This is a genomic window from Acidisoma sp. PAMC 29798 (assembly GCF_030252425.1).
Classification (GTDB): domain Bacteria; phylum Pseudomonadota; class Alphaproteobacteria; order Acetobacterales; family Acetobacteraceae; genus Acidisoma; species Acidisoma cladoniae.
In genome coordinates, this window is the sequence record NZ_CP126994.1 from 1448608 (window position 1) to 1460700 (window position 12093).

Sequence of the window (12093 nt, forward strand, 5' to 3'; positions counted from 1 at the left end):
ATCCGGTTGGGGTTCCCCTGGCCGGGTCCGACCCTGTATGAGGAACGCCCATGACGCGATTCATCTTCGTGACGGGCGGCGTGGTTTCCTCTCTTGGAAAGGGCTTGGCGGCAGCGGCGCTCGGCGCGCTGCTTCAGGCGCGCGGCTATTCCGTGCGGCTGCGCAAGCTCGACCCCTATCTCAATGTCGATCCGGGCACGATGAGCCCTTATCAGCACGGCGAGGTCTTCGTGACCGACGACGGCGCGGAGACGGATCTGGACCTCGGCCATTACGAGCGCTTCACCGGCGTTCACGCGACCAAGGCCGATAACGCCACCACAGGTCGCATCTATGCGGATGTGATCGCACGGGAGCGGCGGGGCGATTACCTCGGCGGCACCGTGCAGGTCATTCCCCATATCACTGACGCCATCAAGGAAGTCATCGTTCGCCAGACCGATGGCCTGGACTTTGCGATCATCGAAATCGGCGGCACCGTCGGCGATATCGAAAGCCTGCCGTTCCTGGAGGCGATCCGCCAGCTCGGCAACGAGCTGGGGCCGGAGCGGGTGATGTTCGTCCACCTGACGCTGGTGCCCTATATCGCCTCGGCGGGGGAGTTGAAGACCAAGCCGACGCAGCATTCGGTGAAGGAGCTTCTGAACGTCGGCATCCAGCCGCAGATGCTGCTCTGCCGCTGCGATCGGCCGATCCCCGACAATGAGCGCCGCAAGATCGCGCTGTTCTGCAACGTCCGCACCGAGGCCGTGATTCCGGCGCTGGATGTGGACAGCATCTATGCCGTGCCCGGCAGCTATCATGCCGAGGGCATGGACCGGGAGGTGCTGCGCCACTTCCGGCTGCCCATCGATCCGCCGCCCGACCTGTCGCGCTGGGTGTCGATCATGGATGCCATTACCAAGCCGGAAGGCGAGGTCCGCATCGCGATCGTCGGCAAATATACCAACCTGCTCGACAGCTATAAGTCCCTGGCCGAGGCGCTCGCCCATGGCGGCATCAGCCACCGGGTGAAGGTTCGCCTGGAATGGGTGGATAGCCAGGTTTTCGAGCAGCCCGACACGGTGCAGCGACTCGAGGATGTCCATGGCATTTTGGTGCCTGGCGGTTTTGGGGAGCGGGGAACCGAAGGCAAGATAGAGGCGGTGCGCTTCGCGCGGGAACGCAAGCTGCCGTTTTTCGGCATCTGCTTCGGCATGCAGATGGCGGTGATCGAAGCGGCGCGGAATTTGGCGGGCCTGCCCAATGCCTCCTCCACCGAATTCGGACCGACCGATACGCCGATCGTCGGTCTGCTGACAGAATGGGCCCAAGGCAACGAGCTGGTGCGGCGCGAGGCCGGCGGCGACCTGGGCGGCACCATGCGGCTGGGCTCGTACCCGGCCAGCCTCGCGGCGGGATCGCTGGTGCGGCAGGTCTATGACGGCGCGGCCTCGATCGAGGAACGGCATCGCCATCGCTTCGAGGTCAATGTCCATTACCGCGCGCAGCTGGAGGCGGTGGGCCTGCGCTTTTCGGGCCTCTCGCCCGATGGGATTCTGCCTGAAATCATCGAATACCCAGACCATCCCTGGTTCATCGGCGTCCAATATCACCCCGAACTGAAGTCCAAGCCTTTCGATCCGCATCCCTTGTTTCGTGGTTTCATCGGCGCCTGCGTGCGCCAAGCCAGGCTAGTGTAATGGCGCATGTTCAGATCGGGCCGGTGACGGTCGGCAACGACCTGCCCTTCGTCCTCATCGGCGGTCCCTGCCAAATCGAGTCTGAGGCCCATGCTTTGGAGGTGGCCGAGGAACTGGTCGGCATCTGTGCCAAGCTCGGCATTCCGCTCATTTACAAAAGCAGCTTCGACAAGGCGAACCGCACCTCGGGCGGCGCCGAGCGTGGCATCGGCCTGACCAAGGGCCTGGCCATTCTGGCCGAGGTTCGGGCGCGCTTCGGTTGCCCGGTGCTGACGGATGTGCATGACGCGCATCAATGCGCCGAAGTGGCCGAATCCGTGGATGTGTTGCAGATCCCGGCCTTCCTCTGCCGGCAGACCGATCTGTTGATCGCGGCCGGGGAGACGGGCGCCGCCATCAATATCAAGAAGGGCCAGTTCCTGGCCCCTTGGGACATGAAGCATGTCGCCGCCAAGATCGCGAGCACGGGCAATGAGCGCATCATGCTCACCGATCGTGGCACGAGCTTCGGCTATAATACGTTGGTGACCGATTTCCGGGGCCTGCCCGAGATGGCGCGCACCGGCTACCCCATCGTTTTCGACGCCACCCATTCCGTGCAGCAGCCGGGCGGGCAGGGCGGCTCCTCCGGCGGTCAGCGCGAATACGCGCCGATCTTGGCGCGTGCTGCCTTGGCCGTGGGGTGTGCGGCGATCTTCATGGAGACGCACCCAGACCCCGACCACGCGCCATCGGACGGGCCGAACATGATTCCGATCGCCGAAATGCCGGCGGTTCTGGCCAAGCTTCAGGCCTACGACCAGCTTTCGAAGAGAGCGGCTTAGGTCCTATTCTGCGGCGATGCTGAGGGCGTTCTGGGTCACGCGGCTGCCGACGTCCAAAACCTCGATGCCGATCACTTTGCCCGCAGCGTCATAGTCGAACATGATGCCTGGTGCGATCTCGGCCGTTTCGACGGTGGTCGCGCCTTCAGGAGCAAATGAACATGGCGTCGGCAACAGGGTCGTAGCTGGTCCTGATCATGGGCGCCTCGCTTTCAGCGCATTGCGGTCAAGGTAGGATCGGGAGCGTTCGGGATAACGCGGATCGAGGTCGTTCCAGTCGGGAGTCGCAATCATCCGCTTGACCCAGGTCATGCTGAGGGCTCGCTCGGCCATGCCAGCGCCTCCGGCAAGTGAGGCGACACACTACGCCGGCAATCCCTTTGAGAAGGTGCGTTGGCGGAATACGCTGCGTTTTTCCGCCCTACTTTCACGCGTGGTAGCGCTGATAGGCGAAGCGTCATCGGCCGCGCCGTGGTGCCTGCGGACGCACCCGCCTGACACCGCCTTGTCTTGAAGCGCGCCGGTTCACCCTCATGTCGCATCGGTAATCACGAGGGGAAGCCGGGGCGCATGGCGTTTTGGACCGGACATAGCAAGCGGGCCTTCGCCGGCTGGCAGATGACCAAGGACACGATCAATGGCTTCATGGAGGATAACTGCCTCAGCCGAGGCGCCTCCATCGCCTATTTCACCATCTTCTCCCTCGCACCCATCCTGCTGGTGGTGATTGCGATCGCGGGCTTCGTGTTTGGGGAGGATGCCGCGCGCGGCGTGTTGTTCGGCAAGCTCAAGGGCATGCTGGGGCCAGATGCGGCGGGGCTGGTGCAATCGATGATCCAAAGTGCGTCGAACAAGAAATCCGGCATCATCGCGACCGTTGTTTCCATTGTCATGCTGCTCGTGACGGCGAGCGGCGTCTTCGGGGAGCTGCAAAGTTCCCTCAATGCCATCTGGAAGGCCGATCCCTCCGCCCATGGCACCGTGACGCGCATGCTGAAGGCGCGGGCGCAAAGCTTGGGCCTGATCGTAACGCTCGGATTCCTCATGCTGGTGACGCTCGCGATCAGTGCCGCGATCAGCGCCGCCTGGAATCACATCGATCAGGTGGTGCCTGGCGCAAGTTCTCTGCTGCGGATCGTGAATTTCCTGGTGTCCTTCTGTGTCACCACCGTGCTGTTCGGCGCGGTCTATAAGGTGCTGCCGGACAAGCGGATCGAGTGGCGGGACGTCTTCATCGGCTCGGTCTTCACCGCGCTGCTCTATACGATCGGCAAGACCATCATCGCCCGCTACATCGGCAGCAGCAGCGTCGGGTCATCCTATGGCGCGGCGAGCGCGCTCGTGGTGCTGCTGCTCTGGGTCTATTACTCCGCCCAGATTTTCCTGCTCGGGGCCGAGTTCACCAAGGTCTATGCCTATCGGCACGGCAGCCGCAGACCGGTCACGCCAGGGCGGGGTTTCTGGAACCGCTTTCGGCCTCAGCCGATTATGCAGCCGATCATGCAACCAGTGCCCCCGAAGGAACCGGACCCTTCGAAGCCCGAGTGATGCGCACAGGCACCGACTTGTAGGAGGGTGTGCCGCTGCGGCTGTCGTGATGCGCCAGGGACACGAGCACATTGGCTTCCGGATAATAGGCCGCAGCCGAGCCGCGCGGGATATCATAGGCGACCACCGTCATGCCGCGCAGCACGGCGCCCGCAGCCCGTCCGATCTCCGGCTCGGCTGCGATATCCACGACGTCACCGGCTGCTAGGCCGCGCGCCGTGAGATCCTCCGCGTTCAGAAACACCACATCCCGTCGCCCGAACACGCCCCGGTAGCGGTCATCCAGGCCATAGATCGTCGTATTATATTGGTCGTGGCTGCGCAGCGTGGTGAGCGTCAGCACTGCCGGATCGTCCATGCGGGGGTCTTCCGCCAGTCCGGGATGCAGCAGGAACTCCGCTTTCCCCGAAGGCGTAAGCCACTTTCGCTCGGCGGCGGCTAGCGGCAGGCGGAAGCCGCCCGGTTCGCTGATGCGCTCGTTATAGGCGGCGAAGGCCGGCAGCACGGCGGCGATGGACTCGCGAATGCGGTCGTAATCCGCGACATAGCCGTTCCAGTCGATGCCGTAGCGGTCGCCCAGCACGGCATGCGCGATGCCGGCGACGATGGCGGGCTCTGACCGGACCTCAGGGGACGGCGGCGGCAACCGACCTTTCGAGGCATGCACCATCGACATCGAATCCTCGACGGTGACGGATTGCGGTCCGTTCGCCTGGGCGTCCAATTCCGTGCGGCCGAGGCAGGGCAGCAGAATATTCTCGCGGGCGAGCAGCAGGTGGGACCGGTTCGGCTTGGTCGCGATATGCGCCGCGAGATCGAGCTTCCGCAGCGCCGCAAAGGTGACGGTCGGGTCGGACATGGCGACGGCAAGGTTGCCGCCGAGGGCGATCATGACCTTCGACCGACCCTCCGCCATCGCCTGCACCGCCTCGATGGCGCCATGGCCATGCGCCGCTGGCGGATCGAAGCCGAAGACGCGCTTGATGCCGGCGAGCAGCGCCTTGGGCGCCCGCTCGTCGATGCCCACGGTGCGGTCACCTTGCACATTCGAATGGCCGCGCAGCGGGCAGATGCCGGCGCCAGGCCGGCCGATATTCCCGCGCAGCAGGAGAAGGTTCGCGATTTGCTGCACATTTTCGGTGCCGCGCCGATGCTGGGTGACGCCCATGCCATAGGCCACGATGACGGACTTCGCGGCGCAATAGACGCCGGCCGCTTCATCCAGCGAGGCGCGGGAAAGCCCCGACGCGTGTTCAATATCGGCCCAGGCAGTCGCGACCAGATCGTCCCGCAAGGCTTCGAAGCCGTTGGTGTGTTCGGCGATGAAGGGGCGGTCCAGCAGGCCCGCGCCGCCGGCCGCGAGGTCGGCCGCGTCCCGCTCCAGCACCGCCTTCATGATGCCCTTGAGGGCTGCGGCGTCACCGCCGACCTTGACCTGATAATAGTCGCTGGCGATAGGCGTGGACCGGAAGGTGGCCATCTCCACCGCATCCTGCGGGGAGGCGAAACGCTCCAGCGCGCGTTCCTTCAGCGGATTGAAGACCAGGATGGCGCCGCCACGCTTCGCCACTTCGCGCAGCGTCGTCATCATGCGCGGATGGTTGGTGCCGGGGTTGTGGCCGATCGAGAAAATGGCGTCCGCATGGTCGAAGTCTTCAAGCGAGACGGTGCCTTTGCCGATGCCGATGGACTGGGGCAGACCGACGCTGGTCGCCTCGTGGCACATGTTCGAGCAATCGGGGAAGTTGTTGGTGCCATAGGCGCGGACGAACAACTGATAGAGGAAGGCGGCCTCGTTGGAGGCACGGCCGGAGGTATAGAACTCCGCCATATTGGGGTCAGGCAGGGCGTTGAGCGCCGTCGCAATGCGGCGGAAAGCCTCATCCCAGGCGATCGGCACATAGGTATCCGAGGCCGCGTCATAGATCATGGGATGGGTGAGGCGGCCGAGATCTTCGATCTCATGGTCGCTCCAGCCCAGCAGCTCGGACACGGTATGGGTCGCGAAAACCTCAGGCGTGGCGCGCTTCTTGGTCGCTTCCCAACTGACCGCCTTGGCACCGTTTTCGCAGAACTCGAAGGTCGAGGTGTGCTTGGGGTCGGGCCAGGCGCAGCCGGGACAGTCGAAACCATCCGGCTGGTTGTTCTGGAGCAGCAGGCGCCCGCCGCTGTTGAGGTCCATCTGGCCCCGCAGCGCGCGCGCCACGGCCTTCAAGGCACCCCAGCCGCCAGCGGGACCGGTATAGGTTTCGATCCCGCTGGCCGTCATCGTCTTCTTCATAAACTTAATCGTCAGTCTCAGGCCGCGAGCGACGCGACCTTCTCAGGTGACATCATGACCAGCGCCTCATAGTCGCGCAGCAGCCGCTCAGTGATCGGGCCGGGGCTGAAATGCAGATCCCCGATCTGGCGCACCGGCGTCACTTCGGCGGCGGTGCCGGCGAGGAACACTTCCGAGGCGTTGGCCATCTCTTCCGGCATGATCGTGCGCTCGACCACCTTCATCTGGTGGCGGCGCGCGATGGACATCACGGTGCGGCGGGTGATGCCGTCCAGGAAGCAATCCGGTGTCGGCGTATGCAGTTCCCCGTCCATGACGAAGAAGATATTGGCGCCCGTCGCTTCGGAGACATGGCCGCGCCAGTCGAGCATCAGGGCGTCGTCAAAGCCCTGGTCCTCGGCCTGATGCTTGGACATGGTGCCGATCATATAGAGGCCGGCAGCCTTGGACGCCGTCGGCGCCGTTTCGGGATGCGGGCGCTTCCAGGCCGCATGGCCAAGGCGCACGCCCTTCATGCGGTCATTGCCGAAGAGGTTTGGCCAGGCCCAGACGGCCACGGCGAGATTGATGGTGGTGAGCTTGGCGGAAACGGCCAATTGCTCGGACCCGCGCCAGGCGATTGGCCGGATATAGGCATCGGTCAAGCCATTGGCTTGCAGCGTCGTCTTACAGGCCTCGTCGATTTCGGCGACCGTGTAGGGCACTTCGTAGCCCAGAAGCTTGGCCGAGTTCTTCAGCCGCTCGCTGTGTTCGCGCAGCTTGAAGATATTGCCGCCATAAGCACGCTCACCCTCGAAGACGGCGCTGCCGTAATGCAGCCCATGGCTGAGGACATGCAATTTGGCGTCGCGCCAGGGGCGAAGGGCGCCATTCCACCAGATCATGCCGTCGCGGTCATCGAAAGGAACGAGCGCCATAGCTGTTGTTTCCGAAATATTGTTGCGTCGAATGGCCCAAGGTTATGATCGTCTTGCTTGTTAAGTCAATGAAGCTGCCTTAAAACAATCGTATGTCAGCTATGCCCCCCAGCACGCCATCAACCTCGAGCGCGGGTGCCGGTCTTCTGTTCCTGCGGGAGGAGGAGATCAGATTGGCGCAGGATATGCTGTTCTTCGCCTATCGCGATTTCACCCGATCGGCGGATGAAGTGCTGGAAGGGCTGGAGCTTGGGCGGGCGCATCATCGGGCGCTGCATTTCATCGGCCGCGTGCCCGGCATGAATGTCAGCGACCTTCTCGCCATCCTCGGCATCACCAAACAGAGCCTGTCGCGCGTTCTCACGACGCTGATGGATCAGGGCTATGTCGCCCAGTCGCCCGGCCGCGCCGATCGGCGGCAGCGGCTGCTGAGCCTCACGCCCAAGGGGCTCGCGCTGGAGCGCCGGTTGTTCGAGCGGCAGCGGGATGTTCTGCTGCGGGCGTATCGCGAAGCCGGCGGCCCCTCGGTAGAAGGCTTCAAGCGCGTGCTACGCGCGCTGACGGATGACGCCGGGCAGTCCCATCTCGCTGCCATGGAGGCGTCCGCGCGGGAGCCGCGCGCACGATCGGCATGAGCGGAACACCGCCCCTGCCTGATGATGCCACGCTTCATGCTCATGTCCTGGTCGTCGATGACGATGAGCGGCTGCGGCGCCTTCTGGTGCGGTATCTGACCGATCACGGCTTTCGCGTCACGGCCGCCGCTGACGCGGCCGAGGCGCGACTGAGCCTGCGGTCGCTGCGGCCGGATTTGATGATCCTCGATGTCACCATGCCGGGCGAGACGGGGTTGGAGCTGGTCGATGACCTGCGGCGCAACGGGGACCCGGAACTGCCGGTGCTGTTGCTGACGGCCCGGGGCGCGCCGGAGGATCGCATCGCGGGTTTCGAGGCCGGCGCCGATGATTACCTCGGCAAGCCCTTCGACCCCTACGAGTTGGTGCTGCGCGTGCGCGCCCTGCTGCGACGGGCCGGGAGTGTCGGTGCCGTCGCAACCGCGGATATCGGTCCCGTACGCCTCGGCGACGCGGAATTCGACCCGGCGCGCGGCGAACTCCGCAATGCTGCCGGACCGATGCGCCTGACGGGTGGGGAGGTGGCGCTGCTGACGGCGCTCGCCCGCAAGCCGAACCAGATTCTGTCGCGAGAGGAAATCGCACTCGCCCTGGGTATGGATGAGCCCGGCGAGCGCGCGATCGACGTCCAGGTGACCCGGCTGCGGCGCAAGATCGAGCGTGATTCGCGCGAGCCGCGCTTTCTGCACACCGTGCGTGGGCGCGGCTATGTTCTCAAGCCAGGTGTATGACGCGGCACGCAGAAATCGGATGACGGTCGTGGCTTCACCTCCCATCGACCGGCGTTAGGTATGTCGTTAGCGGCGCCCGAGCGTTTGTTCCGGAAATTTCTGCCGCGCGGCCTGTTCGCGCGCAGCCTGCTGATCATCCTGCTGCCGATCCTGCTGCTGGAAGCGGTGACGCTTCAGGTCTTCTACGGCAGTCATCTGGGCATCATCTCCCGCCGTTTCGCCTTCAGCATCGCGGGCGAGATCGCCTTCAGCCTGGATGTCATCGCCCGTAGCCCGGACCCCGCAACGCAATGGCGCATCACCAATGATGTGGCGCGGCAGTTCGACTTGCATATGACCTTCGATCCGGGGCGGAAGATGGTTCCGCGGCGCGAGATCAACGTCCTCGGTCCCCAGGATGACGATCTGGCCGAGGCGCTGCGCCAGCATCTCAGCTTGCCGTTCCAGATGGACTGGGTGTCCGATCCGGACTCTGTGCTCATCCAGATGCAATTGCCCAATGGCGTTGTGGACGTCGCGGTACCCCGCAAGCGCCTCTATGCGGGCACGATGTATATCTTCGTGAGCTGGGTCGTGGGCACCTCGATCCTGCTGATCATCATTGCGGTGCTGTTCTTGCGGGTTCAGGTGCGGGGCATCCGCCGTCTGGCGCGCGCGGCCGAAACCTTCGGCATGGGCCGTGACCGTGGCCCCATTCAGCCTGAAGGCGCGCGGGAGGTGCGGCGTGCCGCGATCGCCTTCAACCGGATGCAGGAGCGTGTGGTGCGGTTCGTCGCCCAGCGCACGGATATGCTCGCCGGCGTGTCCCATGATTTGCGCACGCCGCTGACACGCCTGCGCCTAACGCTGGCGATGCTTCCGACCGGGCCTCAACTCGCCCCCGATGTGGCCGACATGACGGCGGATGTGGAGGAGATGGAGCGGATGATCGCGGGCTACCTTGCCTTCGCGCGGGGCGAGGGGGCGGAGACGACGACGCCCACTGATCTGTCGGCGATGCTGGAGGAGATTGTGGCGCGGGCTCGGCGGGCAGGGACCAAAATCTCGCTGCACGGTGCGTCAGACCTCGTTTTACCGCTGCGGGCCGATGCGATGCGCCGCGCGATCACCAACCTGGTCGATAACGGCCGGCGTCATGCCGTGCATGTCACGATCGGCGTCGCGCTCCATGGCCAGAACGCGGTCAATGTCACGGTGGATGACGATGGGCCCGGCATTCCCGAGTCGCGGCGGGAGAGTGTGTTTCGACCCTTCGAAAGCGGGGCGCACCCCGGCTTGCCGGGCGGCGGCACCGGGCTCGGCCTGAGCATTGCGCGCGATATTGTGCGCGCCCATGGCGGAGAGATCACGCTGAGCGACAGTCCGCTCGGTGGCCTGCGCGCGACGATCCGTTTGCCGCTATGACGTCAGGCTCCATGGATTGATCACGACGATCCCGCAGCCGTCGAAGTCAGGGACGTTGCGTGTCGCAAGCTCTGCGCCACGTGATCGTGCAATCGCGGCGATCTGTGCGTCAAATGGGGTCATCGGCCGACCGGCCTGTCTGCGGGTAGAGGCTAGTTCCGCATAGGCGTGAGCGGCATCATTGTCGAAGGGAAGAACACGCCCCCGGAAATGTCTGTTGAAGGCTATGCTGGCGGCGTGAAGCAGGTCGCCGCGTCGCTTTCCCGCAGGCAAGAGCGCTATTCCATATAACAACTCGGCCTGTGACACGGATGCCACAAAGAGGCTGGCAGGCGGCATCGCATTGAGCCAGCCGAGCACGATCGGATTCGGTTCGTCTTTCATGACTTCCGAAATCACGTTCGTATCAAGAATGATCACGCTCTGTATCGGCTAGTCAAAGGATGGCGGCTCGCGCATCGGCTCACGGGTAACGTCTGGAAGATCGAGGCCACCGAGAGGCTTAAACAAAGCATTGAGGGCCGTGCCGAGCGCCACGGGCGAGGTGGGCTCAGTGTTCAGATTGGCCCGTAATATATCGCGGGCTTCCTCCTCCATTGAGCGACCATGCACTGCGGCTTGAACGCGCAACCGCGCCTTCAAGGGCTCGTCCAGATTTCGAATCGTAATGCTTGCCATTCAACGGCCTTCTGCCATCAATGATGTATTTTTAAGCATTGATGGCATCAAGAGCAAGATCATACATTGGGGCTTGGGCCGCCGCCTGGGCCCTATCACGCAGTCAGGGGTTGGCGCCTCGGGTCCAAAAGGGTTACGAGATGGGTCATGTTGAGATGCTGGCCTCGCGCGCCTTGGAGTGTTGTCTGATGTCCGCTTCCCTTGCGCCCAACGCGGCCGGACCTGCGGATGTATCGGCCCTCTCGTTCGAGGACGCTCTCACTGAGCTGGAAAAGATCGTCCGTGGCCTGGAAAGTGGCCAGCAGAAGCTGGAGGAGGCGATCACCGCCTTTGAACGCGGAAGCGCCCTCCGCCGTCACTGCGAGTCCAAACTTGCCGAGGCCGAGACCCGAATTCAGGCGATTGTCGAGCGCGCGGACGGCGCGCTCAGCACGCGGCCGATCGAGTAGAGTGGCGTTCGAGTAAACGGAATGAGCATGAACCTCGTCGCGAGCGATACCCGAACCGCCCTGACCGAAGCCCTCAAACGGCGCGCCCGAGAAGTCGAGCACGCGCTGGATGTGCTTCTTCCCCTGCCGGACGGGCAGGAGAAGCGGCTGATCGAGGCCATGCGCTATGCCGTGCTTGGCGGTGGCAAGCGGCTGCGTGGGTTCCTCGTCATGGAAACGGCAAGCCTCTTTTCGGTCGCGCCGGCCTGTGCCGCGCGCGTCGCGGCATCGGTGGAAATGCTCCACGCCTATTCTCTGGTTCATGACGATCTGCCGGCAATGGACGATGACGACCTGCGCCGTGGTCAGCCGAGTTGCCACCGCGCCTTTGACGAGGCGACGGCGATCCTTGCCGGCGATGCCCTGCTGACCCGCGCTTTCGAAGTTCTGGTCGACAGCGACACCCATTCCGATTCGCAGGCGCGCTGCGAGTTGGTGGCGGCGCTGGGTGCGGCGGCCGGCGCACGCGGCATGGTCGGCGGCCAGATGATCGACATGGTCTCGGAAGGGACCCAGCTTTCGGCGCCGGAAGTGACGCGCCTTCAGGCCCTTAAGACCGGGCGCCTCATCCAATACAGTGCCGAGGCCGGTGCGATTCTCGGCCGCGCGCCGCCGCAGCAGCGCCATCATATCGCGGCGTTCGGCCGCGATCTCGGCGCCGCCTTCCAGATTGCCGACGACATTCTCGATGCCGAGGGCACCGAGGAAGAGATCGGCAAGACCGCCGGCAAAGATGCTGCCGCCGGCAAGGCCACCATGGTGTCGATCATGGGCCTGGAGCAGGCGCGCGCCCATGCGGCGATGCTCGCGGCTCAGGCTGCCAATTACCTCGCGAGTTTCGGTGACCGCGCCGCGCATCTGGTCGCCCTGACTGATTTCGTGGTTTCGAGACGGAGTTGATACCG

General features: G+C 64.3%; 13 protein-coding genes. 8 read left to right on the plus strand and 5 right to left on the minus strand.

Annotation, left to right across the window (positions count from 1 at the left end):
* Positions 1 to 50 precede the first annotated feature (50 nt).
* Together pyrG and kdsA are read left to right on the plus strand one after the other, a co-directional pair.
* On the plus strand, positions 51 to 1682 hold the full coding sequence (gene pyrG, locus QP803_RS06965; RefSeq protein WP_284947058.1) for a CTP synthase: 1632 nt from the start codon (positions 51 to 53) through the stop codon (positions 1680 to 1682).
* Positions 1682 to 2506: a 3-deoxy-8-phosphooctulonate synthase gene (gene kdsA / locus QP803_RS06970; protein WP_284947059.1), complete on the plus strand. Its 825-nt coding sequence runs from the start codon at positions 1682 to 1684 to the stop codon at positions 2504 to 2506. Before pyrG ends, kdsA begins: the two co-directional genes overlap by 1 nt.
* A 3-nt stretch (positions 2507 to 2509) precedes the next feature.
* On the opposite strand, the gene QP803_RS06975 is transcribed toward kdsA, so the two are convergent.
* Entirely contained in the window at positions 2510 to 2680 is a 171-nt protein-coding gene (locus tag QP803_RS06975) for a DUF2283 domain-containing protein (protein WP_284947060.1), read from the minus strand.
* A 396-nt stretch (positions 2681 to 3076) separates the two neighbouring features.
* On the opposite strand from QP803_RS06975, the gene QP803_RS06980 reads away from it, so the two are divergent.
* On the plus strand, positions 3077 to 4054 hold the full coding sequence (locus tag QP803_RS06980) for a YihY/virulence factor BrkB family protein (RefSeq protein ID WP_284947061.1): 978 nt from the start codon (positions 3077 to 3079) through the stop codon (positions 4052 to 4054).
* Here the strand turns inward: QP803_RS06980 and QP803_RS06985 are convergent.
* Together QP803_RS06985 and QP803_RS06990 are read right to left on the minus strand one after the other, a co-directional pair.
* Entirely contained in the window at positions 4005 to 6335 is a 2331-nt protein-coding gene (locus QP803_RS06985) for an FdhF/YdeP family oxidoreductase (RefSeq protein ID WP_284947062.1), read from the minus strand. The two genes, QP803_RS06980 and QP803_RS06985, sit on opposite strands and share 50 nt — an antisense overlap.
* 17 nt (positions 6336 to 6352) lie before the next feature.
* Positions 6353 to 7252, minus strand: a complete 900-nt coding sequence (locus QP803_RS06990) for a branched-chain amino acid aminotransferase (protein ID WP_284947063.1) — start codon at positions 7250 to 7252, stop codon at positions 6353 to 6355.
* 92 nt (positions 7253 to 7344) lie between these two features.
* On the opposite strand from QP803_RS06990, the gene QP803_RS06995 reads away from it, so the two are divergent.
* The 3 genes from QP803_RS06995 to QP803_RS07005 are packed head-to-tail and all read left to right on the plus strand — an operon-like array spanning position 7345 to position 10022.
* A complete protein-coding gene (locus QP803_RS06995) occupies positions 7345 to 7887 on the plus strand; it encodes a MarR family winged helix-turn-helix transcriptional regulator (protein ID WP_284947064.1) in 543 nt (180 codons plus the stop codon).
* Complete coding sequence (locus QP803_RS07000; RefSeq protein ID WP_284947065.1) at positions 7884 to 8618, plus strand: response regulator; 735 nt, start codon at positions 7884 to 7886, stop codon at positions 8616 to 8618. Before QP803_RS06995 ends, QP803_RS07000 begins: the two co-directional genes overlap by 4 nt.
* A gap of 60 nt (positions 8619 to 8678) precedes the next feature.
* Positions 8679 to 10022 carry an ATP-binding protein gene (locus tag QP803_RS07005; protein WP_284947066.1) on the plus strand — a complete coding sequence of 448 codons (1344 nt, stop codon included), beginning with the start codon at positions 8679 to 8681 and terminating at the stop codon, positions 10020 to 10022.
* On the opposite strand, the gene QP803_RS07010 is transcribed toward QP803_RS07005, so the two are convergent.
* Positions 10017 to 10442 (minus strand): type II toxin-antitoxin system VapC family toxin, encoded by a 426-nt coding sequence (locus QP803_RS07010; protein ID WP_284947067.1) that lies wholly within the window; start codon positions 10440 to 10442, stop codon positions 10017 to 10019. The genes QP803_RS07005 and QP803_RS07010 overlap by 6 nt on opposite strands.
* 12 nt (positions 10443 to 10454) lie before the next feature.
* Positions 10455 to 10700, minus strand: a complete 246-nt coding sequence (locus QP803_RS07015; protein ID WP_284947068.1) for a FitA-like ribbon-helix-helix domain-containing protein — start codon at positions 10698 to 10700, stop codon at positions 10455 to 10457.
* Positions 10701 to 10888: 188 nt separating this feature from the next.
* On the opposite strand from QP803_RS07015, the gene QP803_RS07020 reads away from it, so the two are divergent.
* Together QP803_RS07020 and QP803_RS07025 are read left to right on the plus strand one after the other, a co-directional pair.
* Complete coding sequence (locus tag QP803_RS07020) at positions 10889 to 11149, plus strand: exodeoxyribonuclease VII small subunit (protein ID WP_284947069.1); 261 nt, start codon at positions 10889 to 10891, stop codon at positions 11147 to 11149.
* A 27-nt stretch (positions 11150 to 11176) separates the two neighbouring features.
* Complete coding sequence (locus QP803_RS07025; RefSeq protein ID WP_434082894.1) at positions 11177 to 12088, plus strand: polyprenyl synthetase family protein; 912 nt, start codon at positions 11177 to 11179, stop codon at positions 12086 to 12088.
* Positions 12089 to 12093 lie beyond the last annotated feature (5 nt).